The organism is Priestia sp. ST2 (assembly GCF_055810735.1).
Window position 1 is genome coordinate 607,086 of record NZ_JBVVNT010000001.1, and the last position, 26,927, is coordinate 634,012.

Genomic DNA, 26,927 nt, shown 5'->3' on the forward strand with positions numbered 1-26,927 from the left:
GTACATCTTAGTGTAGACTTGTAGTTAAATAGCTTTTTTCAGTGAATTTTAGGCTTAAATCTAAAAAAAAGTCAAAACCAGAACGTTTTGTTCTTTGAAAGAGATAAAGTCTGTGAAAAACTTGAAAAAAATTGATTTTACAAAAGGGAAACAGATGTATTTGTTGAATATTTTCATATAATAAAAAATTAATATTGTTGTTCTTCTTAATTTATTAAGATGACATGTGCAGAAAGAAAAAGGAGGTGCCAAAGAATGAACAGCAATGAAATATACGTTAGTTTAGACATCGGTACATCCAGTGTGAAAGTAATCATCGGAGAGATGAGTAACGATTCATTGAATATCATTGGTGTAGGGAATGTTAAATCACACGGACTAAAAAAAGGTTCTATCGTTGATATAGATGCAACAGTTCAATCTATTAGAAAAGCAGTAGAACAAGCTGAACGAATGGTAGGTATTACAATTAAAAAGGTTGTAGTGGGCATAAGCGGAAATCATGTATTTTTACAGGATTGTCACGGAGTAGTAGCCGTATCAAGCGAGAATCGTGAAATTACAAACGAAGATATTCATCGAGTAATTGATGCTGCTCAAGTCATGTCTATCCCGCCAGATCGTGAAATCATTGATGTTATTCCAAAGCAATTTATTGTAGATGGCTTAGAAGGTATTAATGATCCTAGAGGTATGATTGGGGTACGTTTAGAAATGGAAGGCACAATCATAACGGGATCTAGAACGGTTTTACATAACTTATTACGCTGTGTAGAAAGAGCTGGTTTAGAAATCAGTGATATTTGTTTACAGCCTCTAGCCGCTGGTTCAATTGCATTATCTCGTGATGAAAAAAACTTAGGTGTCGCACTGGTAGATATCGGTGGAGGTTCAACAACGGTTGCGATCTTTGACCAAGGACATTTGAAAGTAACAAATGTACTAGCTGTTGGCGGAGAGCACATTACCAAGGATTTATCGATTGGCCTTCGCACATCGACTGAAGATGCGGAAAATATTAAGATAAAGCATGGACATGCTTTCTACGATCATGCTTCTGAAGAAGAAGTATTTAGTGTACCGATTATTGGAAGCGATCAGCATCAGCAGTTTAATCAGCTCGAAATCTCTGATATTATTGAAGCTAGACTAGAAGAGATTTTAGATATGATTACGCAAGAGGTAAATCGCCTAGGATACAAAGATATTCCAGGAGGATTTGTTTTAACAGGCGGAGTAGTAGCGATGCCTGGTATTCTTGAGCTAGCTCAAGTGATTTTAAAGAATAACGTGCGCATAGCAGTGCCTGATTATATTGGAGTACGTGAGCCGCATTATACAACAGGCGTAGGATTAATAAAATTTGCATACAAAAATGCTAAAATACAAGGCCGGGAAATTGGAGCGCCAGTTGTGGAAGAAGAGCCGATTGAGCAAGAAATGATCAAACCTAGCCCGAAACCACAGCAGCCGCAACAATCAGCCGAGCAGCCGAAAAAGAAAAATGACCAAAATTTAATGAAGAAGTTTTTTGGATACTTCTTTGATTAACGTTACGGATTGGTAATTTCGAAGAATTAGGAGGAACTATCATGTTGGAGTTTGATACAAGTGTAGACCAATTAGCGACGATTAAAGTAATCGGTGTCGGAGGCGGCGGTAACAACGCGGTTAACCGAATGATTGAACATGGCGTCCAAGGTGTAGAATTTATTGCAGTTAATACAGATGCACAAGCATTAAATTTATCAAAAGCTGAAACAAAAATGCAAATCGGCGCTAAATTAACAAGAGGATTAGGTGCAGGTGCTAATCCAGAGGTTGGTAAAAAAGCAGCCGAAGAAAGTAAGGAACAAATCCAAGAAGCCCTAAAAGGTGCAGATATGGTTTTCGTAACGGCTGGTATGGGTGGAGGAACTGGAACTGGTGCAGCTCCAGTCATTGCCCAAATTGCTCGTGAGCTAGGAGCACTAACGGTAGGTGTTGTTACTCGTCCGTTTACGTTCGAAGGTCGTAAGCGTTCTACTCAAGCGGCAGGCGGCATTGCGTCAATGAAAGAAGCAGTGGACACGCTGATTGTTATTCCAAATGATCGCTTATTGGAAATCGTTGATAAAAACACGCCAATGCTAGAAGCGTTCCGTGAAGCAGATAACGTATTGCGACAAGGTGTGCAAGGTATTTCAGATTTAATCGCAGTTCCTGGATTAATTAACTTAGACTTCGCTGACGTGAAAACAATTATGTCTAACAAAGGATCTGCACTTATGGGTATCGGTATTGCAACTGGTGAAAACCGCGCTGCTGAAGCGGCTAAAAAAGCTATTTCAAGTCCACTTCTTGAAACATCTATCGATGGAGCTCAAGGTGTATTAATGAACATCACAGGCGGTACAAACCTAAGTCTTTACGAAGTACAAGAAGCTGCAGATATCGTTGCTTCGGCTTCTGACCAAGAAGTGAACATGATCTTTGGATCTGTTATTAACGAAAACCTAAAAGACGAGATTGTTGTTACAGTTATTGCAACTGGCTTTAGTGACCAAGATTTATCACAGCCAAAACCAGGTCGTCCTTCGTTATCGGCGAATCGCATGCAGCAATCGACACAGCAGCCGGCTCCACAGCCGAAGCGTGAAGTAAAGCGTGAAGAACCTGTACAGCAAGAATATACGCGTCCATCTCAGCCACAGTCTGAAGATGCGCTAGATATTCCAACATTCTTACGAAACCGTAATCGTAGACGCTAAGAAAATAAAAAACCAAGACCTCTGTTTTATACAGAGGTCTTTTTTTATGCAATGAATCTAGAAAACTCAAAAAGAATATAAAAAACATTCGACATGGTCAATATGATGCCTTTAAAGGGTTTATGTTTTCTTTCTAAAAGTGGTGTGACAAATATCGAATGATTTCCTCAAAAATACTGCTTGTTTCTCGGCATGAACTGACAGACTTTCTAATAGGATGTACTATATACTAATTTTTAACAGAAAAATTCAGAAAGAATGGAGAGGTTATAAACATTGCCAATCTATTTAGATTTAATATGGATGCTGAATTTTGGGTTAGATACGATTTTACTAATGTTATGTGCAGTTGTACTTAAACGGAATTACAAGTGGTGGCGGCTTTTGCTTGGCGGCTTTATCGGTTCATTAATTGTCCTTCTTATGTTTACGCCTTTTTCTCATCTTATGGTTCACCCTGCCATTAAAATTTTATTCTCTTTTTTTATGGTATTGATGACGTTTGGTTATAAACGACTGCGCTTTTTCTTTGAGAATTTATTAACGTTTTATTTTGCAACCTTTGTTGTTGGTGGAGGATTAATGGGCGTTCACTTTTTATTTCAAGATCAGTTTCTTGTTCTTAATCAAATGGTTGATACAAAATCTCCACAGTTTGGTGATCCTATTAGCTGGATATTTGTTCTTATCGGTTTTCCGCTATTATCTTATTTTTCAAAAGCACGAGTTGATGATTTGCGAATGAAAAACATTACATTTGATCAGCTGGTAGATGTGGAAGTTATTTTAAACGAACAGACTCTGTCGATGAAAGGACTTATTGATAGTGGAAACCAGCTTGTAGATCCGCTGACGAAAACCCCGGTTATGATTGTTACAGCAGATTCTTTAAAAGAAATATTGCCTGAAGGCTTAATGGAATTAAGCAAAAATGTCCAATCCTTTTCACACAGCGAAGATATTGATCAAGAGTGGTATTCAAAAGTCCGCTTTGTCCCTTATCGAAGCGTGGGCCAAGCCAATCAGCTCCTTCTTGCTCTAAAGCCAGATATGGTAAGGCTGGTGCATCAGTCCAATACGATTGAAGTCACAAAAGTATTAGTAGGTATTAGTCATACAACGCTTTCAGTGGAGAAGCAATATGAATGTATTGTTCATCCGAAGCTCATTGTTATTGGAGAAGTAAGTTCCGCATCGTAAAAGGTGTGAACAAATAAAGGAGGATACAGAATGGCTACATATCGAATTCGATTTCAATTATGGTGGTACAAATTATTAATTAAACTTAAGCTAAAAACAGATGAAGTGTACTATATAGGAGGAAGTGAAGCTCTTCCACCGCCTTTAACAAAAGATGAAGAAGAAGTACTCCTGAAAAAACTTCCATCAGGAGATGAAGCAGCACGTTCACTGTTGATTGAGCGTAATTTGCGACTGGTTGTTTATATTGCCCGCAAGTTTGAAAATACGGGAATCAATATTGAGGATTTAATTAGCATCGGCACCATCGGTTTAATTAAAGCAGTAAACACATTTAATCCTGAAAAGAAAATTAAGCTAGCGACGTACGCCTCTCGCTGTATTGAAAATGAAATTTTAATGTATTTGCGCCGCAACAATAAAATTCGATCTGAAGTTTCATTTGATGAGCCGTTAAATATTGATTGGGATGGAAACGAACTGCTATTATCTGACGTGATGGGAACCGAAGAAGATATCATCACAAAAGACCTAGAAGCGAACGTGGATCGAAAACTTTTGTTGAAAGCACTGCACCAATTAAATGATCGTGAAAAGCAAATTATGGAGCTGCGCTTTGGGCTAGCCGGCGGAGAAGAAAAAACGCAAAAAGATGTAGCTGATATGCTAGGCATTTCTCAGTCTTATATTTCAAGGCTTGAAAAACGAATTATTAAACGGCTGCGAAAAGAATTTAATAAAATGGTTTAAGTAAAAAAGCTGATTGTATAAGGGCTGAGAAGCATCTTATACAATCAGCTTTTTTAGCGTGGAATTGTCAGAATTGTAAAAGTGCATATTTTTTCCTTCGGAGGAGATACTGAATTCAGAACATCATCTCCTGTTAGGAGGGAAAGAGTTGACAAGAAATAAAGTAGAAATTTGTGGAGTAGATACTTCGAAACTTCCCGTATTAAAAAATGAAGAAATGCGAAAGTTGTTTAAACAAATGCAGGCTGGAGATGGAACAGCAAGAGAAAAGCTAGTAAGCGGAAATTTACGTCTCGTACTCAGCGTGATTCAACGTTTTAACAATCGTGGAGAATTTGTTGATGACTTATTTCAGGTTGGATGTATTGGATTAATGAAATCCATTGACAATTTTGATTTAAGTCAAAACGTGAAGTTTTCTACATATGCTGTCCCAATGATTATAGGGGAAATTCGCCGCTATTTACGTGACAATAATCCAATCCGTGTTTCTCGTTCCCTTCGTGATATTGCTTATAAAGCTCTTCAAGTTCGTGAAAGGCTTATGAGTGAAACATCCAAGGAACCTACAGCTGAGGAAATTTCAAAAGTCCTAGAAGTGCCGCATGAAGAAATTGTGTTTGCTTTAGATGCTATCCAAGATCCGGTTTCTCTATTTGAACCTATTTACAATGATGGTGGAGACCCAATCTATGTCATGGATCAGCTAAGCGATGAACGCAACCGTGATTCAACTTGGATTGAAGAAATTGCTTTGCAAGAAGGTATGAGAAGATTGAACGAGCGAGAAAAACTAATTTTACGAAAGCGCTTCTTTCAAGGTAAAACACAGATGGAAGTTGCTGAAGAAATTGGTATTTCTCAAGCTCAGGTTTCTCGTTTAGAAAAAGCTGCTATTAAACAGATGAATAAAAATATTCAAAGTTAACAAAAGCTATCTAAACTGGCAGCTGCTCGCGTTCATACAATTAATACCATTCACTTTATTTGATGTTCAACTTAATAAGCATCGTGTCTATAAAAACAGACACGATGCTTATTTTGTATGTATCAATGTATAATACATGACCAAAAGATATTCATATCCGGTTTCCTATTGCTGTGAGGACTTCTAGCTACTCGTTGAGAATGTCTCTTGATGAAAAGCTGTGTAATTAGTGGACAAAATGCCTATAGAACGAGAATGGCAGAGAAAAAATAAGCTTTTCCTTCATGAAATGAAAATTTGAAAATATATATAGGCTAAGGAATAAAGTTGGCTATAGGAGGAGAGAGCATGTTAAAGATTTCAGAATTCCAGCTGAAAGATGTAGTGAATGTAGCTGATGGCAAAAAACTTGGAAATGTAGGGGATATTGATATTGACTTAACAACGGGAAAAATACAGGCCGTCATTATCGGAGGCTCTCGTGTATTGGGCTTCTTTGGAAAAGATGATGAAATTGTGATTCCGTGGAAAAATATTGTGAAAATTGGTTCTGATGTCATTTTAGTACGTTATAAAGACGCATTTCAGCCTGAAGAGAATTAGTTTTTTGTCAACAGCACCTAGCAATCTGTGGTACAATATGTGAGAAGAAATGAAACAAGGGATGTGTCACATACATGAATCCTGAGCCATTAAAAAAAAGCCATCACGAGTCGTTTATGTGGCTGAGCCCTTGGGTAGAAAAGAATGATATGCTTGTTGCTGGTTTCACCACAAAAAATGGTGGCGTGAGTAAACCTCCATTTGCTTCTTTTAACCTAGGGCTTCACGTAAACGATAACGTAGAAGATGTTATTACAAATAGAAAAATTTTAGCAGCCGAACTAGACATGTCTTTTGAAAGCTTTGTATGTGCTGAACAAGTACATGAAGCAACTGTTCAAAAAGTAACAAAAGCCGACTGTGCAAAAGGACTCTACAAGTATGAAGAGGGCATAAAAGCAACGGATGGCATTTATACAAATGAATCTGATATTTTGTTAGCTTTATGTTATGCAGATTGTGTTCCGCTGTACTTCTATGCGCCTGATCACCATTTAGTTGGTCTAGCTCATGCCGGGTGGAAGGGAACAGTGAAAGATATTGCAGGAAATATGATTCGACGTTGGGTAGAGCAAGAAAATGTTCCGGTTGAAGATATTTACGTGGCGATTGGCCCTTCGATTGAAGATTGCTGTTATGTTGTCGATAACCGCGTCATTACACAAGTAAACGAAGTAGTTGGCCAAAATGGATATCAAGAAGTAAGCCCTGGACAATACGCGCTTAATTTAAAAAAAGTCAATAAGCTACTGATTCAAAACGCAGGCGTATTGCCGGAACGAATTTTAACATCGTCGTATTGTACAAGCTGTGAAGATGACCTGTTCTTCTCACATCGCCGCGACCAAGGGAAAACAGGACGCATGTTTAACTTCATAGGCTTTAAGGAGGAGTAATTACATAGTGACAGCTAGCGTAAGTGAAAATCTAGAAGCAGTTCAACAAACAATTGCTGAAGCGTGTAAAAAAGTTAATCGAAATCGAGAAGATGTAGAGCTGATTGCTGTAACAAAATACGTTTCCACAAAACGAGCAGCAGAAGCAGTGGATGCAGGCATTTTACATCTTGGAGAAAACAGGGATGAAGGTCTTCTAGAAAAGTATGAATCAATCGGTGAGAAAGCGACCTGGCATTTTATCGGAAGCTTACAAACAAGAAAAGTAAAAAATGTGATTGATAAAGTTGACTATATTCATTCACTAGACCGAGTATCTTTAGCAAAAGAAATTGATAAACGCTCAGGGCATCGTATAAAATGTTTTGTACAAGTTAATGTTGCCGAAGAACAATCCAAGCATGGCCTTGCTGTAGAAGACGTAATTCCATTTATTAAATCCCTTGAAGAATTTACAAATATTCAAGTGGTCGGATTGATGACCATGGCTCCTCACACAGATGACGAGTCTACGCTTCGCAGCTGTTTTCAAGGTCTAAAAAAATTGCAGAGTCGCATACAAGAACTAAACTTGCCATATGCACCGTGTACAGAGCTATCAATGGGAATGTCAAACGATTATGCAATTGCAATTGAAGAAGGAGCAACATTTATTCGACTAGGAACCACGTTAGTTGGGAATGAACGTTAAGGAGGTGTAATTCAAGATGAGTATGAAAAATCGCTTTAGAAGTTTTTTTGCTCTTGATGACGATACTGAATATGTAGAAGAACATTACGAACAAGAAGAGTCGGTAGAAGAGCCCGTACAGCAGTCGAGACCAGTAGCGAAAGCTAGTCAGCAGCCGAATCAGCAGCAAAATGTGATTAGCTTGCAAAGCGTTCAAAAATCATCAAAAATGATGCTTTGCGAACCTCGCGTCTATGCCGAAGCACAAGAAATTACGGATCATTTAAAAAATCGTAAAGTCGTAGTTGTGAATTTACAGCGCATTCAACGAGATCAAGCAGTGAGAATTGTCGACTTTTTAAGTGGTACAGTTTATGCTTTAGGCGGGGACATTCAAAAAATTGGAACCGACATCTTTTTATGTACACCTGATAATGTAGACGTAAGCGGAAGCATTTCAGATATGATGGGGGAACACGATACAACAAACGTAAAGAGGTGGTAGTTTTTGGACATCGTTTTTGGGATTCTTGGAAAATTAATTGGGCTTTACTCATGGGCACTGATTATTTACATTTTGATGTCTTGGGTACCCGATGTAAGGGCGTCTAAGTTTGGTCAGCTGCTTGGCAGTATTTGTGAGCCTTACTTAGAGCCTTTTCGTAAAATCATTCCGCCTATTGGCATGATTGATATTTCACCTCTTGTTGCAATCTTTTTATTGCGATTTGCTGAAAGAGGCGTGTATTCACTTAATAATGTGGTAGGTTTTATTTAAAAAAGGAATCGCTGGATTCCTTTTTTACATACCAATAGTAGGAGTAATAATATGTCTATTTATGAACATTTTAGGCAAGAAGAACATGGATTTATTGACCAGGTTCTTCAGTGGAAAGAAGATGTCCTACATCAATACAGCCCAAAATTAACGGACTTTTTAGATCCAAGAGAGCAGCAGATTGTGACAGCTATTGTCGGGACTGAAGGAGAGGTTCAAGTTTCATTTGATGGTGGACAACCGTTTGCTGAACGCAAGCGCGCGCTGCTATATCCGGATTACTATGTACCTCAAAGCGAAGATTTTCAGTTGCATATGTACGAGCTCAATTATCCTAAAAAGTTTGTGACAATTGAACATCCTCAAGTTCTTGGTTCGGCGATGTCCTTAGGACTGCGCCGTTCAAAATTTGGAGATATTTTGGTCGCGGGAGACGATATTCAGCTTGTAGCTGCAGAGGAAATTTCTTCTTATATTGAGATGAATTTAACATCAATTGGAAAAGCCAAAGTTTCACTTTCTTCTATTCAAAGAGAGCAGCTGCATGTGGTAAAAGAAGAGCTGATTGAACACGTTTATACAGTTTCTTCAATGAGGCTTGATGTTTTGCTGTCGACCATTCACAATTTATCAAGACAAAAAGTCCAGCCGTTTATTGCAAATGGAGCGGTAAAAGTAAATTTTAAAGTCATTGAACAGCCTTCTTTTGAATGTCATGAAGGTGATATTTTGTCGCTTCGTGGTCACGGCAGAAGTCGTATCGTTTCACTTGAAGGAAAAACTAAAAAAGAAAAATGGCGAATTGTTGTAGGAAAGCAGAAATAAAGAAATCTACTAGCAGGAAATTTTAAAAATATGTCGAATAAACCATTACTAATGATGTAATGAGACAACACGGAGGTGGCCTAGATGCCTTTAACCCCTTTGGATATTCATAACAAAGAGTTTAATCGCGGGTTTCGCGGATATGATGAAGATGAAGTAAATGAGTTTCTTGACCAAGTAATTAAAGACTATGAGCTAGTCATGCGTGATAAAAAGGAGTTAGAAGGAAGAGTATCTGAATTAACAGATCGTCTTGGACATTTTACTAACATCGAAGAAACATTAAATAAATCAATTTTAATTGCTCAAGAAGCAGCGGAAGATGTGAAGCGAAACGCTGAAAAAGAAGCGAAGCTCATTATAAAAGAAGCAGAAAAAAATGCGGACCGTATTATTAATGAAGCATTGTCTAAGTCTCGTAAAATTGCGATGGACATTGAGGAGACGAAAAAGCAGTCTAAAGTATTTAGAACTCGTTTCAAAATGTTAATCGAAGCACAGCTTGAAATGTTAAACAGCGACGACTGGGATCAGTTGATGGATTATGAGATGCCAGCGCTAGAAGAAAAAATTGACTAGTCAAGACATCATCTTGACTTCTCACGTTTTGTTGTCATATAATTTGGTAACAGATGAAATTTCATATCAAACAGTACGGAGACAGGGACAGTAGCTTTTTTAGTTTGTCAAAGCGAATCGAGGATGGTGTGAGCTCGATAACAAACAAAAAAGTGAAAATCACCCTAGAGTACCATTGCTGAACTGATGATAGTAAGCAGTGGCGGTTTATTCACGTTACGAATGCAAAGAGGATTTGCGTGCAGCAAATCTACTAGGGTGGTACCGCGGGAGGCCTTCTCGTCCCTTTTTGGGATGAGGAGGTCTTTTTGTTATGGTACAAAAAGATATGAAATTTACGTTTTTTTTTGGAGGGTAAAACATGGAATATAAAGATACATTATTGATGCCAAAAACTGAATTTCCAATGCGTGGAAATTTACCAAACCGCGAGCCTAAAATGCAAGAACAGTGGGCTGAAATGAATATTTATGAAAAAGTACAAAAACGTACGGAAGGCCGTCCGCTATTTGTCCTGCATGATGGACCTCCATATGCGAATGGCGATATTCACATGGGACATGCATTAAATAAAATTTTAAAAGATTTTATCGTTCGCTATAAGTCGATGTCAGGCTTCTGTGCACCTTATGTACCAGGCTGGGATACACACGGTTTGCCAATTGAAACAGCTTTAACAAAAAATAAAAAAGTAAACCGCAAAGAAATGACGGTAGCTGAGTTCCGTAAGCTTTGCGAACAGTATGCTTGGGAACAAGTAAACGGCCAGCGTGAGCAGTTCAAGCGTTTAGGTGTACGCGGAGATTGGGATAATCCATATGTAACGCTTCAGCCCCAGTACGAAGCGCAGCAAATCAAAGTGTTTGGTGACATGGCGAAAAAAGGCTACATCTACAAAGGGTTAAAACCAGTGTACTGGTCCCCTTCAAGTGAATCTGCTTTAGCAGAAGCGGAAATTGAGTACTATGACAAACGTTCAGCTTCTATTTACGTAGCATTTAACGTAAAAGATGGTAAAGGTGTGCTTGAACAAGATGAAAAATTCATCATTTGGACGACAACACCATGGACAATGCCAGCTAACCAAGGGATTGCTGTCAATCCTGAGCTTCAGTACAGCGTAGTTGAAGCAGATGGAGCAAAATATGTAGTGGCAACTGAACTGATTGAAACAGTTGCTAAAGAAATTGAATGGGCTGACTATAAGACGCTTCGTACGGTAAAAGGTTCAGAACTTGAGCGTGTAGTAGCTGAGCATCCAATCTACAAGCGTGATTCATTAGTTGTTCTTGGCGATCACGTAACAACGGATGCTGGTACTGGGTGTGTTCATACAGCACCGGGACACGGGGAAGACGACTTTATCGTTGGTCAAAAATACGGTTTGGAAGTTCTTTGTCCAGTCGACAGTAAGGGTCATATGACGAATGAAGCACCAGGATTTGAAGGGTTATTCTATGATAAAGCGAATAAGCCGATTACAGACAAACTAGAAGAAGAAGGTGCGCTGTTAAAATTAAGTTTCATTACCCACTCATACCCACATGACTGGCGTACAAAGAAACCAACAATTTTCCGTGCAACGGCACAGTGGTTTGCGTCTATTAAAGATTTCCGTGAAGATTTATTAAAAGCAGTAGAAAAAACAAAATGGGTGCCTACTTGGGGTGAAACGCGACTTTATAACATGGTGCGTGACCGCGGAGACTGGTGTATTTCTCGTCAACGTGCATGGGGCGTTCCGATTCCGGTATTTTATGCTGAAAATGATGAGCCAATCATTACGGATGAAACAATTGAACACGTATCAAATCTATTTAGAGAACATGGATCAAACGTATGGTTTGAGCGTGAAGCAAAAGACTTGCTTCCGGAAGGCTTTACTCATGAAGGAAGCCCAAATGGCCGCTTCACAAAAGAAACAGACATCATGGACGTATGGTTTGACTCTGGTTCTTCACATCAAGCTGTTCTTGAAGAACGTGAAGACTTACAGCGTCCGGCTGATTTGTATTTAGAAGGTTCTGACCAATACCGCGGCTGGTTTAATTCAAGTCTTTCTACAAGCGTAGCTGTAACGGGTGAAGCACCTTATAAAGGGGTACTTAGCCATGGATTTGCTTTAGACGGTGAAGGTCGCAAAATGAGTAAGTCATTAGGAAACGTTGTAATTCCAGAAAAAGTAATGAAACAACTAGGTGCAGATATTTTACGTTTATGGGTAGCTTCTGTAGATTACCAAGCTGATGTTCGTGTATCTGATAACATTTTAAAACAAGTAGCAGAAGTATATCGTAAAATCCGCAACACGTTCCGTTTCTTACTAGGAAACTTAGCGGACTTTAATCCAACAACTGATGCTGTAGCTGTTGAAGACCTTCGTGAAGTAGACCGCTACATGCTTGTGAAGCTGAACAAATTAATTGATAAAGTGAAAAAATCTTATGATTCATATGAATTCTCAAGCATTTATCACGCAGTGCATAATTTCTGTACAATTGATATGAGTTCATTCTACTTAGACTTTGCAAAAGATGTATTGTACATCGAAGCAGAAAATAATGTAGAGCGCCGCAGCATTCAAACGGTCCTTTATGAAACGTTATTATCGTTAACGAAATTAGTGTCTCCAATTCTTTCTCATACAGCAGATGAAGTATGGGTTCACATTCCAAATGTAACGGAAGAAAGCGTGCAGCTAGTTGATATGCCAGAGGTTCAAGAAATCGAAGGAGCAGATCAATTAGTAGAGAAATGGGATGCATTCATGGAGCTTCGTGATGAAGTATTAAAAGCGCTAGAACAGGCTCGTAATGAAAAAGTAATCGGTAAGTCTTTAGAAGCAAAATTAACGCTGTATCCAACAGCAGATACGAAAGAACTGTTAGCATCTATTTCTGAAAATGTAGGTCAACTCTTCATCGTTTCAGATCTTGAGGTAGCAGAAGGTGAAGCACCTGCTGAAGCACAAAAATTCAGCTATGCTTCAATTGTTGTAAGTAAAGCAGAAGGTGAGAAGTGTGAGCGCTGCTGGGTTGTATCACCAACAGTTGGCGAAGATCAAGATCACCCGACTTTATGTACACGCTGTGCGGATGTTGTAAAAAATCACTACGTTCAGCAGTAATTAACAAAAACACGTCCTTTTTGGGCGTGTTTTTTGCTGTACGAAATTCCCAAATACAATGGTATAAAGCATTTAAAGCCTTAGGAAAAACTTGTGTTGTAGATTCGATGGAAAACTCGGTAAACCTAACATCATTAATACTTCATCTTATCAGCACAGGAGGCGTTTGAATGTATGAAAATTATCTTTCCATTGGACAGGAATTAGCTCTTATTAAAGAAGAATTACAAGATCGCCTATTGAGATATGCTACAGAACAATCTGGTTATATAGATGAAAAGGAACGTTACGTAATAGAAATGATTAAAGCCGATTTAAAAGATGTAGAACACGCGTTAGCAAAGCTTGACGTTGGTGCGTTCGGAATTGATGAACTAACTGGCGAAGTGATGTCTATTCATAAATTAAAAGTAATGCCGACGGCCCGCACAAATGAAGATTTATTTGTTTTATGGTGAGAAGCGAGAAAAAAAATGAATTATGTGCTAAAATGCTTTAGTATGGATTCGTTTGATTTTATTGCGGGAGGAAAACGTTTGTGTTTTATTATCTTATCGCTTTAGCTGTTATACTTATTGATCAGGTAACAAAATGGATGATTGTAAAAGAAATGTATTATGGACAAAGCATCACCGTAATTGAAAACTTTCTTTACATTACCTCTCATCGTAACAGAGGAGCCGCGTGGGGGATTTTACAAGGACAGATGTGGTTCTTTTATCTCATTACGGTGGTTGTGGTAGTCGGTTTAATAATTTATATTCAAAAGCTCAAAAAACAAGATAAATGGTTCGGTATTGCGCTAGCATTAATGTTAGGCGGCGCCATTGGAAACTTTATTGATCGAGTGGTCCGTAAAGAAGTAGTTGATTTCGTAAATACATACATCTTTACGTATGATTTTCCGATTTTTAACGTAGCTGATTCGGCACTTGTCGTCGGAGTAATCATCATGTTTATTATGACGCTGTTTGAAGGGAAAATGAAGAAGGAGCACAAAGAATGAATGTAATTGAAACAGTTATAAATGAAGAACAAGCGGGAGAACGTATTGATAAAGTACTTTCGACTGTAAATGCAGAATGGTCACGTTCACAAGTGCAGCAATGGATTAAAGAAGGTCACGCAAAAGTGAACGATAAAACCGTTAAAGGAAACTATAAATGTAAAACAGGAGACGCTATTATTATCGAAGTGCCGGAATTAGAAGAGCTTGATGTGGTAGCGGAAGAAATGGATTTAGATATTTATTATGAAGATCAAGATGTGCTTGTTGTAAATAAACCTCGCGGCATGGTTGTACATCCAGCTCCTGGTCATCATAGCGGCACGCTTGTAAACGGCCTAATGGCTCACTGTAAAGATTTATCGGGTATTAACGGCGTTATGCGCCCTGGTATCGTTCATCGAATTGATAAAGATACATCCGGTTTACTTATGGTTGCAAAAAATGATTTAGCTCATGAATCACTAGTTAGTCAGCTTGTAGCTAAAACAGTAACGCGTCGTTATAAAGCTATCGTTCACGGAGTAATTGCGCACGATCACGGTACAATTGATGCGCCAATCGGCCGAGATAAGCAAGATCGTCAAAGCATGACGGTAACTGATGAAAACAGTCGTGATGCAGTGACACACTTTACTGTATTGCAGCGCTTTAAAGATTTTTCACTAGTCGAATGTAAGCTAGAAACGGGGCGAACACACCAAATTCGCGTTCATATGAAGTATATTGGCTTTCCGCTTGCCGGGGATCCGAAGTACGGACCGAAAAAAACGCTTCCGATTGACGGACAAGCGCTTCATGCAGGTGTATTAGGCTTTATTCACCCTCGTACAAATGAATATATGGAATTTGAAGCACCGGCTCCAAAAGAGTTTAATGAGATGCTAGAGCTTATTGAAAAAAGAAGTTGACAACTGCCATAAGTGATGGCATACTTGTATTAACTTAATAAGAACCTTTAAGAACAGTCCAGAGAGGCTGAGAAGGAAACGGTGCAGAAAAGGCATATTTATAGCCTTTTTGAAGAAATATGTCTAAAACCAAATCCTCTTGCCTCAAGGCAAGAGGATTTTTTTATGTCAACAACTTGAGGTGAAAAACAGTGAACGTAAAAGCTACCGTACTTGACGAACAGGCTATTCGCCGCGCTTTAACTCGAATTGCACATGAGATTATTGAAAAGAATAAAGGAATCGAAAATTGTGTGCTAGTGGGGATTAAAACGCGAGGTATTTATATCGCAAAACGTTTAGCAGAACGAATTGCACAAATTGAAGGAAATACATTGCCAGTCGGAGAACTAGACATCACGCTTTACCGAGATGATTTATCGAAAGTGACAAGCAATGATGAGCCTCTTGTAAAAGGATCAGATATTCCGACAGATATTGCAAATAAGAACGTCATCTTAGTAGACGATGTGTTATATACGGGCCGTACGGTTCGAGCAGCACTTGATGCACTGATTGATATCGGCCGACCTGAACTCATTCAGCTGGCTGTCTTAGTGGATAGAGGGCACCGCGAGCTGCCGATTCGAGCAGACTACGTTGGCAAAAACGTACCGACAGCTAAAAGTGAAAAAATTGCGGTGCATTTAATGGAAGTAGACGAAAAAGACCACGTGTCTATTTACGAAAAATAAATTATATACCCTTTTAAATGGTAGTCCCGTGAGGCTGCAAAAGGGGGGTCACTATACAAGGAAAACTATACTGCGGTATAGCGTCTTCCTTGTATGCTGAAAACCTCTTTGCCTCTGCGTAAAGAGGTTTTTTAATAGTGATAGGAGGAAAAACATATGAGTCAACAACGAGATTTTGTACTTGATATACATGATAAACCAAAAGCAATAAATTGGTTAACATTGAGTCTGCAGCATTTGTTTGCAATGTTTGGGTCGACGGTGTTAGTGCCGTTCCTAGTTGGGTTCAGCCCGGCAATTGCTTTGATTTCAAGCGGGGTAGGAACGCTTGCTTTCCTGCTCATTACAAGAGGTCAAATTCCTTCTTATCTTGGTTCATCGTTCGCGTTCATCACGCCAATCATTTTCGCCAAAGCTTCGTTTGGACCTGAAGAAACGATGGTTGGTTGTTTCTTAGCCGGACTTGTTTATGGAATTGTTGCTTTGATTATAAAAGGAACAGGAATCAATTGGATTATGAAGCTGCTTCCTCCGGTTGTAGTAGGACCAGTTATTATGGTTATAGGCTTAGGACTGGCTAATACAGCAGTAGGCATGGCTATGAACGATGCAAAAGGAAATTACAGCTTAACTTACCTGATGGTTGCGCTTGTGACACTAGCGATAACAGTTGCTTGCTCAATCTTCTTTAAAAACATTATCAGCCTGATTCCGGTACTGATGGGAATTATCGGCGGATACATCTTCGCTTATACACAAGGATTGGTAGACTTTTCAAAGGTAGTGAAAGCAGAGTGGATTGAAGTACCTCACTTCTACGTGCCGTTCGTCACATACACGCCGTCCATTTCATTAGGGATTGTGCTTATCATGGTACCTGTAGCAGTCGTAACACTCTCAGAACATATCGGACACATTCTCGTCTTAAATAAGATTGTGGATCGAAACTATATTGAAAAGCCAGGGCTGCACAGATCGATTTTAGGAGACGGAGTAGCAACTATGCTTGCTGCGCTAATCGGCGGACCGCCAAATACAACATACGGTGAGAACATCGGAGTGTTAGCCATCACAAAGGTGCTTAGCGTATTTGTGATAGCAGGAGCAGCAGTCTTCGCGATTTTGTTCGGGTTTGTCGGAAAAATCAACGCTCTTATTTCAAGTATACCAACGCCGGTCATGGGCGGGATTTCGATTCTCTTATTCGGAATCATTGCTTCATCGGGCTTGCGAATGATGGTGGATGCAAAGGTAGACCTTGGATCAAAACGAAACTTAATGATTGCTTCGATTATCTTAGTATTAGGAATCGGAGGAGCACACTTAGATATCTCAGAACATGTAAAGATTGATAGCATGGCACTGTCTGCTATCATGGGAGTTCTGCTGAATCTAGTTCTGCCGAAAGAGAAGATAAAAGAAGCAGAAAACGTTCAAGAAACGTCAGCACGAAAAATTTCATAGAACGCCTTTTAATTGAAATCCAGAGAGGTTTCTAAGGGTGTGTGAAAAGCGCGTTATAGACGAAGCTTGTTTTCTTACACCCTTTCTAAGTTAGAAAGGGTGTTTTTTATAAAGAAATGCGAGGAAAGCAAAAATGGAGGGAATCGATATGAAACATTTAGTGACAGTCTCAACACTAGAAACAAATGAAATTCTAGAGATTTTAGACAGCGCTGAAAACTATCGAACGAATAAACAAGGATGGAAACCGGAAGAGAAAATGTTTGTTGCCAACTTATTTTTTGAAGCGAGCACGCGTACTCGATGCAGCTTTGAAATGGCAGAACAGCAGCTAGGATTAACAACAATTCCGTTTGAAGTAACAACTTCAAGCGTCCAAAAAGGAGAAACGCTTTATGACACGATTGAAACATTAGCTTCAATCGGCGTTCAATCAGTTGTTATTCGCCACCCGCAAGATCGTTATTATGAAGCACTGCAGGAAAAAGTATCGATTCCCATCATTAATGCAGGAGACGGATGCGGTCAGCATCCAACTCAATGTCTGCTTGATCTACTGACGATTCGCCAAGAGTTCGGCTCGTTTAAAGGATTAAAAGTCGCAATAGTCGGAGATTTGCGACATAGCCGCGTAGCGAGATCGAATGCTGAAATGCTGACAAAACTAGGGGCGACCGTATATTTTGCGGGACCTGAAGAATGGAAAGATGAAGAGAACAGACACGGTACATATCTTGATATCGATGAAGCAATCGAAACGGTCGATGTTGTGATGCTGCTGCGTATTCAATTTGAAAGGCATGAAGAGAACACTTCAGAGCTTGCACAGAACTACCACAGCCGCTTCGGATTAACCGTTGAACGAGAGCGGAAAATGAAATCACATAGCATTATCCTTCATCCAGCTCCTGTAAACAGAGGAGTCGAAATTGCAGATGAGCTCGTTGAATGTGAACGATCAAGAATTTTTAAACAAATGCAAAATGGCGTGTACATTCGCATGGCAGTATTAGCAAGAGCGCTACAACCAATTGAAAGGGGACTTAATAATGACAACAATTATCAAAAATGCTACATGGTTAAATGAAGGAAAAATTGAACAAGTCGAACTGAAAATTGAAAATGGTGTAATTGCTGAAATAGCTTCACACATCGACGTGGAGAATGAAGAAGTCATTGATGCAGGCGGGAACTTCTTATCACCGGGTTTAATCGATGTCCACGTTCACTTGCGCGAGCCAGGGGGAGAAAAGAAAGAAACGATTGAAACGGGTACTCTAGCAGCGGCAAAGGGCGGTTTTACAGCAATTGCTGCAATGCCAAACACGCGTCCAGTTCCGGATACTGTTGAACAAATGGAGTGGGTAAACAAGCGTATTGAAGAAACAGCACATGTTCGCGTATTGCCATACGCATCGATTACCACTCGCCAATTAGGAAAAGAACTAACGGACTTTGAAGGCTTAAAAGAAGCGGGCGCATTTGCTTTTACAGATGATGGAGTAGGCGTTCAGTCAACAGGAATGATGCTAGAAGCGATGAAGAAAGCCGCTTCATTAAATAAAGCAATCGTTGCACACTGTGAAGATAATGATTTAATCAACAAAGGCTGCGTCCACGACGGAAAATTTGCAAAAGAACATGGACTAAACGGTATTCCTTCTATCTGTGAAGCCGTTCAAATTGCACGAGATGTACTGCTTGCTGAAGCAGCAAACTGTCACTACCATGTGTGTCACGTAAGTACAAAAGAATCCATTCGCGCCATTCGGGATGCAAAAAAAGCAGGCATTCGCGTAACCGCAGAAGTAACGCCTCATCATTTACTGCTAAATGAGGAAGACATCCCTGGGCTTGATTCAAACTTTAAAATGAATCCGCCGCTTCGAGGAAAAGATGATCAACAGGCATTAATTGAAGCTTTATTAGATGGAACGCTTGATTTTATCGCCACTGATCATGCACCGCACACAGCGGACGAAAAAGCAGAAGGCATGGAGCTTGCGCCGTTTGGGATTGTGGGACTTGAAACAGCTTTCCCGCTTCTTTATACAAACTTAGTATTAAAAGAAGTAATGACGCTAGAGCAGCTAGTATCATATTTAACAAACAAGCCTGCTGACACGTTCAACCTTCCCTATGGCACCATCGAAGTAGGGAAAACAGCAGATTTAACTATCATTGATCTTGAAACGGAAAAAGCAATTAATCCAGAAGAATTTGTATCAAAAGGTAAAAATACGCCGTTTGCTAACTGGGTATGCAAAGGTTGGCCGGTAATGACATTAGTAGAAGGTAAACGAGTATGGGAGGATGTTAAAGCATGCAACGTCAACTAATTTTAGAAGATGGAACAGTATTTATCGGAAAAGGATTCGGCAGCGACAAAGAAATGACAGGAGAAGTTGTTTTCAACACGGGAATGACAGGATATCAAGAAATTCTATCTGATCCATCATACTGTGCACAAATTGTGACATTAACATATCCTTTAATCGGAAACTACGGTATTAACCGCGATGACTTTGAGTCGATTGAACCAGCTGTACACGGTTTGATTGTAAAAGAAATTTGTGATGCTCCTTCAAACTTCAGAAGCGAACTATCAGTAGATGAATTTTTAAAACAAAAAGATATTCCAGGATTGGCTGGAATCGACACGAGAAAATTAACGAGAAAAATTCGTCAGCACGGTGCGCTTCGCGGACGCGTGTGCAACATGGAAGTCAATGTAGAAGAAGTGGTAGCACAGCTTCAAAATCATGAACTTCCGACTGATTCAGTTAAAAAAGTATCAACAGTGAAGCCTTATCCAAGCCCAGGCAGAGGTAAAAAAGTGGTACTCGTTGACTTTGGAATGAAACACGGAATTTTACGTGAATTAACAGCTCGTCAATGCGACGTGATTGTGGTTCCTTATAACGTAACTGCGCAAGAAATTCTTCAATTAAATCCAGATGGCATCATGTTGAGCAACGGACCTGGAGACCCAAAAGACGTACCTGAAGCAATCGAGATGATTCAAGGGGTTTTAGGAAAGGTTCCTCTTTTCGGAATTTGTTTAGGACATCAGCTGTTTGCGCTAGCATGCGGAGCAGATACAGAAAAAATGAAATTTGGTCATCGTGGATCCAACCATCCTGTAAAGGATCTAAAAACCAATAAAGTAGCTCTTACATCTCAAAACCACGGCTATACAGTATGTGAGCCATCTCTTGTCAACACGCCATTAGAAGTGACGCACGTTGCGCTTAACGATGGAACAGTTGAAGGAGTAAAGCATAAAGAATATCCGGCATTCACGGTTCAATATCACCCTGAAGCATCACCGGGACCTGAAGATGCAAACGGATTGTTCAACGAATTTATGAATCTTATGAAAAACAATCAGAAAGTAGGTAATTGCTAATGCCAAAACGTCAAGATATTAACACAATTCTCGTAATCGGATCAGGACCAATCGTCATCGGACAGGCGGCAGAGTTTGACTATGCAGGAGCGCAAGCGTGTATTGCGCTAAAAGAAGAAGGATACAAAGTTATTCTTGTGAATTCCAATCCTGCAACAATCATGACAGACTCAGAAATGGCAGATAAAGTATATATTGAACCTCTAACGGTTGAATTTGTAAGCTCAATTATTCGTAAAGAACGCCCTGATGCACTGCTTCCAACGCTTGGCGGTCAAACGGGATTGAACTTAGCGGTAGAATTACACGAAACGGGTATTTTAGAAGAATTTAATGTAGAAATTCTCGGGACAAAATTATCGGCGATTGAACAAGCTGAAGACCGTGAGCAGTTCCGTTCACTAATGAATGAACTAAATCAGCCTGTCCCAGCAAGTGAAATCATTCATTCGCTAGACGAAGCGTATGCGTTTGTTGAACAAGTAAACTATCCGGTAATCGTGCGTCCTGCTTATACGCTTGGCGGTACGGGAGGCGGAATTTGTAACAACGAGCAAGAGTTGATTGAAATTGTAACAAGTGGATTAAAACACAGTCCTGTAACACAGTGCTTACTTGAGAAAAGCATTGCAGGCTTTAAAGAAATTGAATATGAAGTAATGCGCGATGCAAACGATAATGCGATTGTAGTATGTAATATGGAAAACTTTGATCCGGTCGGTATTCATACGGGAGATTCAATTGTTGTAGCACCAAGCCAAACGCTAAGCGACCGTGAGTATCAGCTGCTTAGAAATGCGTCACTAACAATTATCCGAGCGCTTAAAATCGAAGGCGGATGTAACGTTCAGCTAGCACTAGATCCAGAAAGCTTCCAGTATTACGTAATTGAAGTAAACCCTCGCGTAAGCCGCTCATCGGCTTTAGCATCAAAAGCAACAGGGTATCCAATTGCAAAATTAGCAGCAAAAATTGCGGTAGGCTTAACATTAGATGAAATGATGAACCCGGTAACTGGGAAGACATACGCATGTTTCGAACCGGCACTAGATTACATCGTATCTAAAATTCCACGCTGGCCGTTTGATAAATTTGAATCAGCTAATCGTAAACTAGGTACACAGATGAAAGCAACAGGTGAAGTAATGGCAATTGGCCGCACGTTCGAAGAGTCAATTTTAAAAGCCGTACGCTCACTAGAGTCAAACGTTCATCACTTAGAGCTGAAAGATGCGCATGAATTTGATGATGCAATTATTGAAAAACGTATTCGCAAAGCTGGTGATGAGCGATTATTCTACATCGCAGAAGCGATTCGCCGTGGCGTAACGATTCAGCAAATTCACGAGTGGAGCAAAATCGATCTCTTCTTCTTAGTAAAACTTGAAAAAGTGATTGCTTTTGAAAATGTGTTAAAAGAAGAGATTCATAACGTAGAAGTTTTACAGGAAGCAAAAGAAATGGGATTTGCAGACTGCACGATTGCTAAGCTATGGAATCAAACAGAGCGTGAAGTATATGACTTCCGCAAACAAAATGGCGTGATGCCAGTGTACAAAACGGTAGATACATGTGCAGCTGAATTTGAATCTACAACACCATATTTCTACGGCACGTTTGAAGATGAAAACGAATCGATTGTTACAGATCGTAAAAGCGTTGTAGTGTTAGGGTCAGGACCAATCCGCATCGGGCAAGGAATTGAGTTTGACTATGCAACAGTTCACTCCGTGTGGGCGATTAAAGAAGCTGGATACGAGGCGATTATTGTCAATAACAATCCAGAAACAGTATCAACTGACTTCAGTATTTCAGATAAATTATACTTCGAGCCGCTGACGATTGAAGATGTGATGCATATCATCGATTTAGAAAAACCAGAAGGTGTGGTTGTACAGTTCGGTGGTCAAACAGCAATCAACTTAGCAGACGAGCTAGAAGCAAGAGGGGGCAAGATTTTAGGAACGTCGCTTGAAAGCTTAGACGCAGCGGAAGATCGTAAAAAATTCGAAGCGACGCTAGCACGTTTAGAAGTACCTCAGCCGCTTGGAAAGACGGTTACATCCGTAGAAGAAGCAGTGGTTGTGGCAAAAGAAATTGGTTATCCGGTGCTTGTACGACCTTCATATGTACTAGGCGGACGCGCAATGGAAATTGTATATAAAGAAGAAGAACTGCTTCACTATATGAAACACGCGGTAAAAGTACACGCTGATCACCCTGTGTTAATCGACCGCTACTTAACTGGAAAAGAAATTGAAGTCGATGCCATTTCAGACGGTGAAACAGTGGTTATTCCAGGGATTATGGAACATGTAGAGCGCGCCGGTGTACACTCAGGTGACTCCATTGCTGTATATCCACCGCAAACTCTGTCACAGGATGTAAAAGATACAATCATTGATTACACAACACGTATTGCAAAAGGCTTAAACATTATTGGACTGCTCAACATTCAGTTCGTCTTATCAAAAGGAGAAGTGTTTGTTCTTGAAGTAAATCCTCGTTCAAGCCGTACGGTGCCGTTCTTAAGTAAAATTACGCGTATTCCGATGGCGAATATCGCAACAAAAGTTATTTTAGGAACAAGTTTGCGAGAGCTTGGTTATGAATCAGGCATGCACCCTGAAGAAGAAGGCGTCTACGTAAAAGTGCCGGTCTTCTCATTTGCAAAGCTGCGTCGCGTAGATATTACGCTTGGACCTGAAATGAAATCTACTGGAGAAGTAATGGGGCAAGATTCAACGTACGAAAAAGCATTATATAAAGGACTAATTGCGTCAGGTATGTCCATTAAGCCGTACGGTTCAGTACTTATGACAGTAGCGGATAAAGACAAAGAAGAGGCAACAGCGCTTGCGAAGCGTTTTGCTAACATCGGCTACCAGGTGATTGCAACGGAAGGAACAGCTTCAACGTTTACAAAAGAAGACATTCGCGTAAAAGTAGTAAATAAAATTCATCATGAAGATCACAATCTTTTAGATGTGATACGAAAAGGTGAAGCGCAGCTTGTCATCAACACGCTAACAAAAGGAAAACAGCCTGCGCGTGACGGATTTAAAATTCGCCGTGAAGCAGTTGAAAATGGTGTACCTTGCTTAACATCACTTGATACAGCAGAAGCGATTTTACGAGTGCTTGAAACGATCAGCTTCCATACAACACCAATGAAAAAAGTTCGTCCAACTAAAGAGGTGACAACCGTATGATCAAACATGAAATGATGCAAGTCGTCAGTCAGCGACCGTTAACACACAATGTATATGAATTAACCCTTCAAGGCGAGCTTGTTCGTTTCATGAATGAGCCGGGGCAGTTTGTGCATATCCGCGTCAACAACGACTATTTGCCGCTGCTTCGCAGACCAATCAGTATTGCAGAAATTGACCAAACGCACGAACAATTTACGATGATTTACCGTGCAGAAGGGGCGGGAACATCGCTGCTTGCTGAAAAACAAGCCGGACAGTCGATCGACGTGTTAGGTCCGCTTGGCCACGGTTTTCCATTGGAAGCGATAGAGTCAGGTCAAACGGCTTTATTAGTAGGGGGAGGCATTGGAGTGCCTCCGCTCTATGAACTTTCAAAAAGACTTCGTGAAAAAGGCGTGCAGGTTATTCACGTCTTAGGCTTTCAATCAAAAGCAGACGTATTTTACGAGCGAGAGTTTTTAGCTTTAGGAGAAACATATATTGCAACGGTAGACGGCTCTTACGGAACAAAAGGTTTTGTCACAACGGTGATTGACGAGCAGCAGTTTTCATATGACGTTATGTTTTCATGCGGTCCAACTCCGATGTTAAAAGCACTAGAAAATAATTATACAAACAAGCCGCTTTACATTTCTTTAGAAGAAAGAATGGGCTGTGGAATCGGTGCTTGTTTTGCATGTGTATGCAGAGAAAGTGAAGATTCTACGGCGTATAAAAAAATCTGCAGCGACGGTCCCGTCTTTCAAGCAGGGGAGGTGCTTCTATGAGTATGCTAAAAACGACATTGCCAGGATTAGATTTGAAAAATCCAATTATGCCCGCATCCGGCTGTTTTGGATTTGGGCGTGAGTATGCTCAATTTTATTCACTTGATGCACTTGGAGCCATTATGATTAAAGCGACTACTGCGGACACTCGTTTTGGCAATCCAACTCCTCGCGTAGCGGAAACATCTGCAGGAATGTTAAATGCGATTGGATTACAAAATCCTGGGTTAGAAAAAGTAATGAACGAAGAGCTCGTTTGGCTTCAGCAATATGACGTGCCGATTATCGCGAACGTAGCCGGTGCTTCAATTGAAGAATATGTGCACGTGGCAAAAGAAATTTCAACCGTATCAAATGTAAAAGCACTTGAATTGAATATTTCATGTCCTAACGTAAAAGAAGGCGGAATTGCGTTTGGCGTAGATCCTGTCATTGCTGCTCGTTTAACGAAAGCAGTAAAAGATGTTTCAAATGTTCCAGTTTATGTTAAACTATCACCAAACGTATCCAATATTGTAGACATGGCAATGGCTGTTGAAGAAGCCGGTGCGGATGGCTTAACGATGATCAATACGCTTCTCGGGATGCGTCTGGATTTGAAAACAGCTCAGCCGGTTTTAGCGAACGGCACAGGCGGACTGTCAGGCCCATCTATTAAACCGGTAGCGATTCGAATGGTATATGAAGTGAGTCAAAAAGTGAACATTCCAATTATCGGTATGGGCGGAGTGACAACTGCTGAAGATGCACTCGAGTTCCTATATGCAGGTGCAAGTGCAGTGGCGGTTGGTACAGCAAACTTTGTTGACCCGTATGTATGTCCAACCATCATTGACGAACTGCCAAGGCTATTAACATCATTAGGATACGAGCATGTTTCAGAATGTATTGGAAGGAGCTGGAAAAAGCGTGAAGCAACCGTTAATCATTGCTCTTGATTTTTCATCAATTAACGATGTACAGCAGTTTTTAATGCCTTTTCAACAAGAGTCATTGTTTGTGAAAGTAGGCATGGAACTGTTTTATAAAGAAGGGTTATCCATTATTTCTGCATTAAAAGAGCAAAACCACCAAATCTTTTTAGACTTAAAGCTTCATGATATTCCCAATACAGTAAAGCAAGGGATGAAGTCTTTAGCTTCTCTTGAAGTGGATTTGGTTAACGTTCACGCAGCGGGCGGAATGAACATGATGCAAGCAGCCGTTGAAGGACTTGACTTAGGAACCGCTGCCGGCAAAAAGCGCCCGGATTGTATTGCGGTTACTCAGCTAACGAGTACATCTGATGAAATGCTAAAAGAGCAGCAGCTCATTACACATTCGATGCAAGAAGTGGTTACGCATTATGCAGCGCTTGCTAAAAAAAGCGGACTTGACGGCGTTGTATGTTCTACTCATGAAGTCCCTTCGATTCGAAAAGCAGCGGGAGAGGACTTTTTGACCGTAACGCCGGGTATTCGTATGGGCACAGATTCAGTAGATGACCAAGTCCGTGTGGCAACACCTCAGCTAGCGAGAGAATATGGCTCAAGTGCCATTGTCGTTGGACGTTCTATTACTAAAGCAAAAGACCCGCTTAAAGCATATTATGAGATGTTACAGCAGTGGAAAGGGGAGCGTATTACGCGATGACAAAACTACGAAAAGAAATTGCAAAACAATTAATTGATATTGAGGCAGTAAGCCTTCAACCAAACGAGCCGTTTACGTGGGCCTCTGGAATTAAGTCACCTATTTATTGTGACAACCGTCTAACGCTTAGCTACCCGAAAGTGCGAAAAGAAATTGCAAAAGGTCTGCAGCATTTAATTAAAACGTATTTTGCCAATGCAGAAGTGATTGCCGGTACCGCTACAGCTGGTATCCCTCATGCAGCATGGGTAAGTGAAGCGCTAGAGCTTCCAATGTGCTATGTGCGAAGCAAAGCAAAAGAACATGGCCAAGGAAATCAAATCGAAGGAAAAGTAACAAAAGGTCAAAAAGTAGTTGTGATTGAAGATTTGATTTCAACTGGCGGAAGTGTGTTTACCGCAGTCGATGCATTAAAAGCGCAGGGGTGTGAAGTGCTTGGAGTTGTGTCTATCTTTACATATGAGCTGGAAAAAGCGCGTCAGCTGTTTAAAGAAAAAGAACTTCAGGTTTATTCGCTAACAGACTACTCTACGCTAGTAGAAGCGGCAAACGAAGCGGGATACATTGAAGAAGAAGCGATGGACAAGCTATTTAAATGGCGTGAAAACCCTTCAGACCCTTCATGGATGAACTAAACTAGGTCTATAATAAAAACCCCCTTTCTATATAGAAAGGGGGTTTTT

Annotated in this window: 26 protein-coding genes and 1 other annotated feature; all 26 genes read left to right on the plus strand. The window is 40.2% G+C overall.

Annotated elements, in window-relative coordinates; genetic code table 11:
• Positions 1–255: 255 nt before the first annotated feature.
• The 26 genes from ftsA to pyrE all read left to right on the plus strand — a co-directional run bounded on the left by ftsA (position 256) and on the right by pyrE (position 26,879).
• Complete coding sequence (gene ftsA, locus AC0KUU_RS03140) at positions 256–1,551, plus strand: cell division protein FtsA (protein WP_013058956.1); 1,296 nt, start codon at positions 256–258, stop codon at positions 1,549–1,551.
• A gap of 41 nt (positions 1,552–1,592) precedes the next feature.
• Entirely contained in the window at positions 1,593–2,750 is a 1,158-nt protein-coding gene (gene ftsZ / locus AC0KUU_RS03145) for a cell division protein FtsZ (RefSeq protein ID WP_013058955.1), read from the plus strand.
• A gap of 276 nt (positions 2,751–3,026) precedes the next feature.
• On the plus strand, positions 3,027–3,950 hold the full coding sequence (gene spoIIGA / locus AC0KUU_RS03150; RefSeq protein WP_013084851.1) for a sigma-E processing peptidase SpoIIGA: 924 nt from the start codon (positions 3,027–3,029) through the stop codon (positions 3,948–3,950).
• Between the two features lie 30 nt (positions 3,951–3,980).
• Positions 3,981–4,700, plus strand: coding sequence for an RNA polymerase sporulation sigma factor SigE (sigE, locus tag AC0KUU_RS03155; RefSeq protein WP_013058953.1), 720 nt, complete (start codon positions 3,981–3,983; stop codon positions 4,698–4,700).
• Between the two features lie 148 nt (positions 4,701–4,848).
• Positions 4,849–5,628: an RNA polymerase sporulation sigma factor SigG gene (gene sigG / locus AC0KUU_RS03160; RefSeq protein WP_013058952.1), complete on the plus strand. Its 780-nt coding sequence runs from the start codon at positions 4,849–4,851 to the stop codon at positions 5,626–5,628.
• A 348-nt stretch (positions 5,629–5,976) separates the two neighbouring features.
• Positions 5,977–6,231, plus strand: coding sequence for a YlmC/YmxH family sporulation protein (locus AC0KUU_RS03165; protein ID WP_013058951.1), 255 nt, complete (start codon positions 5,977–5,979; stop codon positions 6,229–6,231).
• Between the two features lie 74 nt (positions 6,232–6,305).
• Positions 6,306–7,127, plus strand: a complete 822-nt coding sequence (pgeF, locus tag AC0KUU_RS03170) for a peptidoglycan editing factor PgeF (protein ID WP_097824528.1) — start codon at positions 6,306–6,308, stop codon at positions 7,125–7,127.
• A 7-nt stretch (positions 7,128–7,134) separates the two neighbouring features.
• Positions 7,135–7,818 carry a YggS family pyridoxal phosphate-dependent enzyme gene (locus tag AC0KUU_RS03175; RefSeq protein WP_043976419.1) on the plus strand — a complete coding sequence of 228 codons (684 nt, stop codon included), beginning with the start codon at positions 7,135–7,137 and terminating at the stop codon, positions 7,816–7,818.
• A gap of 16 nt (positions 7,819–7,834) precedes the next feature.
• Positions 7,835–8,302, plus strand: coding sequence for a cell division protein SepF (locus tag AC0KUU_RS03180; protein ID WP_230183152.1), 468 nt, complete (start codon positions 7,835–7,837; stop codon positions 8,300–8,302).
• Positions 8,303–8,305: 3 nt separating this feature from the next.
• A complete protein-coding gene (locus tag AC0KUU_RS03185; RefSeq protein WP_013058947.1) occupies positions 8,306–8,575 on the plus strand; it encodes a YggT family protein in 270 nt (89 codons plus the stop codon).
• 51 nt (positions 8,576–8,626) lie between these two features.
• The gene (locus AC0KUU_RS03190; protein ID WP_043976422.1) at positions 8,627–9,400 is read left to right on the plus strand and encodes a YlmH family RNA-binding protein; all 774 of its coding nucleotides are present in this window, start codon (positions 8,627–8,629) and stop codon (positions 9,398–9,400) included.
• Positions 9,401–9,484: 84 nt separating this feature from the next.
• Positions 9,485–9,979 carry a DivIVA domain-containing protein gene (locus tag AC0KUU_RS03195; RefSeq protein WP_013058945.1) on the plus strand — a complete coding sequence of 165 codons (495 nt, stop codon included), beginning with the start codon at positions 9,485–9,487 and terminating at the stop codon, positions 9,977–9,979.
• A gap of 69 nt (positions 9,980–10,048) precedes the next feature.
• Positions 10,049–10,269, plus strand: a binding site (T-box leader).
• 71 nt (positions 10,270–10,340) lie between these two features.
• Positions 10,341–13,106 carry an isoleucine--tRNA ligase gene (gene ileS / locus AC0KUU_RS03200; protein WP_013058944.1) on the plus strand — a complete coding sequence of 922 codons (2,766 nt, stop codon included), beginning with the start codon at positions 10,341–10,343 and terminating at the stop codon, positions 13,104–13,106.
• 170 nt (positions 13,107–13,276) lie between these two features.
• Positions 13,277–13,564, plus strand: coding sequence for a conjugal transfer protein TraR (locus AC0KUU_RS03205; protein ID WP_013084845.1), 288 nt, complete (start codon positions 13,277–13,279; stop codon positions 13,562–13,564).
• A gap of 80 nt (positions 13,565–13,644) precedes the next feature.
• A complete protein-coding gene (gene lspA, locus AC0KUU_RS03210) occupies positions 13,645–14,112 on the plus strand; it encodes a signal peptidase II (protein WP_013084844.1) in 468 nt (155 codons plus the stop codon).
• On the plus strand, positions 14,109–15,023 hold the full coding sequence (locus AC0KUU_RS03215; protein WP_013058941.1) for an RluA family pseudouridine synthase: 915 nt from the start codon (positions 14,109–14,111) through the stop codon (positions 15,021–15,023). The genes lspA and AC0KUU_RS03215 overlap by 4 nt, the downstream gene beginning before the upstream one ends.
• Positions 15,024–15,214: 191 nt before the next feature.
• Entirely contained in the window at positions 15,215–15,757 is a 543-nt protein-coding gene (gene pyrR / locus AC0KUU_RS03220; protein WP_013058940.1) for a bifunctional pyr operon transcriptional regulator/uracil phosphoribosyltransferase PyrR, read from the plus strand.
• Positions 15,758–15,913: 156 nt separating this feature from the next.
• The gene (locus AC0KUU_RS03225) at positions 15,914–17,221 is read left to right on the plus strand and encodes a uracil-xanthine permease family protein (protein ID WP_043976427.1); all 1,308 of its coding nucleotides are present in this window, start codon (positions 15,914–15,916) and stop codon (positions 17,219–17,221) included.
• 148 nt (positions 17,222–17,369) lie between these two features.
• Positions 17,370–18,308 (plus strand): aspartate carbamoyltransferase catalytic subunit, encoded by a 939-nt coding sequence (locus tag AC0KUU_RS03230; protein WP_013058938.1) that lies wholly within the window; start codon positions 17,370–17,372, stop codon positions 18,306–18,308.
• Entirely contained in the window at positions 18,271–19,560 is a 1,290-nt protein-coding gene (locus tag AC0KUU_RS03235; protein WP_043976431.1) for a dihydroorotase, read from the plus strand. Before AC0KUU_RS03230 ends, AC0KUU_RS03235 begins: the two co-directional genes overlap by 38 nt.
• Positions 19,545–20,630: a carbamoyl phosphate synthase small subunit gene (locus tag AC0KUU_RS03240; protein ID WP_043976434.1), complete on the plus strand. Its 1,086-nt coding sequence runs from the start codon at positions 19,545–19,547 to the stop codon at positions 20,628–20,630. The genes AC0KUU_RS03235 and AC0KUU_RS03240 overlap by 16 nt, the downstream gene beginning before the upstream one ends.
• The gene (gene carB, locus AC0KUU_RS03245) at positions 20,630–23,842 is read left to right on the plus strand and encodes a carbamoyl-phosphate synthase large subunit (RefSeq protein WP_322552410.1); all 3,213 of its coding nucleotides are present in this window, start codon (positions 20,630–20,632) and stop codon (positions 23,840–23,842) included. Before AC0KUU_RS03240 ends, carB begins: the two co-directional genes overlap by 1 nt.
• Entirely contained in the window at positions 23,839–24,612 is a 774-nt protein-coding gene (locus tag AC0KUU_RS03250; protein WP_013084838.1) for a dihydroorotate dehydrogenase electron transfer subunit, read from the plus strand. The genes carB and AC0KUU_RS03250 overlap by 4 nt, the downstream gene beginning before the upstream one ends.
• The gene (locus tag AC0KUU_RS03255; protein WP_016765435.1) at positions 24,609–25,550 is read left to right on the plus strand and encodes a dihydroorotate dehydrogenase; all 942 of its coding nucleotides are present in this window, start codon (positions 24,609–24,611) and stop codon (positions 25,548–25,550) included. Before AC0KUU_RS03250 ends, AC0KUU_RS03255 begins: the two co-directional genes overlap by 4 nt.
• Entirely contained in the window at positions 25,522–26,244 is a 723-nt protein-coding gene (gene pyrF / locus AC0KUU_RS03260; protein WP_013058932.1) for an orotidine-5'-phosphate decarboxylase, read from the plus strand. The genes AC0KUU_RS03255 and pyrF overlap by 29 nt, the downstream gene beginning before the upstream one ends.
• Entirely contained in the window at positions 26,241–26,879 is a 639-nt protein-coding gene (gene pyrE, locus AC0KUU_RS03265; RefSeq protein ID WP_013058931.1) for an orotate phosphoribosyltransferase, read from the plus strand. The genes pyrF and pyrE overlap by 4 nt, the downstream gene beginning before the upstream one ends.
• The last annotated feature ends 48 nt before the right edge of the window (positions 26,880–26,927 follow it).

What these genes read in the sequence shown, in the direction of transcription:
- AC0KUU_RS03190 (WP_043976422.1), top strand. Translation starts at nt 8,627, where the DNA reads ATGTCTATTTATGAACATTTTAGGCAAGAAGAACATGGATTTATTGAC.
- ftsA (WP_013058956.1), top strand. Translation starts at nt 256, where the DNA reads ATGAACAGCAATGAAATATACGTTAGTTTAGACATCGGTACATCCAGT.
- ileS (WP_013058944.1), top strand. Translation starts at nt 10,341, where the DNA reads ATGGAATATAAAGATACATTATTGATGCCAAAAACTGAATTTCCAATG.
- ftsZ (WP_013058955.1), top strand. Translation starts at nt 1,593, where the DNA reads ATGTTGGAGTTTGATACAAGTGTAGACCAATTAGCGACGATTAAAGTA.
- AC0KUU_RS03225 (WP_043976427.1), top strand. Translation starts at nt 15,914, where the DNA reads ATGAGTCAACAACGAGATTTTGTACTTGATATACATGATAAACCAAAA.
- AC0KUU_RS03165 (WP_013058951.1), top strand. Translation starts at nt 5,977, where the DNA reads ATGTTAAAGATTTCAGAATTCCAGCTGAAAGATGTAGTGAATGTAGCT.
- AC0KUU_RS03195 (WP_013058945.1), top strand. Translation starts at nt 9,485, where the DNA reads ATGCCTTTAACCCCTTTGGATATTCATAACAAAGAGTTTAATCGCGGG.
- pyrE (WP_013058931.1), top strand. Translation starts at nt 26,241, where the DNA reads ATGACAAAACTACGAAAAGAAATTGCAAAACAATTAATTGATATTGAG.
- AC0KUU_RS03235 (WP_043976431.1), top strand. Translation starts at nt 18,271, where the DNA reads ATGACAACAATTATCAAAAATGCTACATGGTTAAATGAAGGAAAAATT.
- AC0KUU_RS03180 (WP_230183152.1), top strand. Translation starts at nt 7,835, where the DNA reads ATGAGTATGAAAAATCGCTTTAGAAGTTTTTTTGCTCTTGATGACGAT.
- AC0KUU_RS03230 (WP_013058938.1), top strand. Translation starts at nt 17,370, where the DNA reads ATGAAACATTTAGTGACAGTCTCAACACTAGAAACAAATGAAATTCTA.
- sigE (WP_013058953.1), top strand. Translation starts at nt 3,981, where the DNA reads ATGGCTACATATCGAATTCGATTTCAATTATGGTGGTACAAATTATTA.
- AC0KUU_RS03255 (WP_016765435.1), top strand. Translation starts at nt 24,609, where the DNA reads ATGAGTATGCTAAAAACGACATTGCCAGGATTAGATTTGAAAAATCCA.
- AC0KUU_RS03205 (WP_013084845.1), top strand. Translation starts at nt 13,277, where the DNA reads ATGTATGAAAATTATCTTTCCATTGGACAGGAATTAGCTCTTATTAAA.
- AC0KUU_RS03250 (WP_013084838.1), top strand. Translation starts at nt 23,839, where the DNA reads ATGATCAAACATGAAATGATGCAAGTCGTCAGTCAGCGACCGTTAACA.
- AC0KUU_RS03215 (WP_013058941.1), top strand. Translation starts at nt 14,109, where the DNA reads ATGAATGTAATTGAAACAGTTATAAATGAAGAACAAGCGGGAGAACGT.
- carB (WP_322552410.1), top strand. Translation starts at nt 20,630, where the DNA reads ATGCCAAAACGTCAAGATATTAACACAATTCTCGTAATCGGATCAGGA.
- pgeF (WP_097824528.1), top strand. Translation starts at nt 6,306, where the DNA reads ATGAATCCTGAGCCATTAAAAAAAAGCCATCACGAGTCGTTTATGTGG.
- AC0KUU_RS03240 (WP_043976434.1), top strand. Translation starts at nt 19,545, where the DNA reads ATGCAACGTCAACTAATTTTAGAAGATGGAACAGTATTTATCGGAAAA.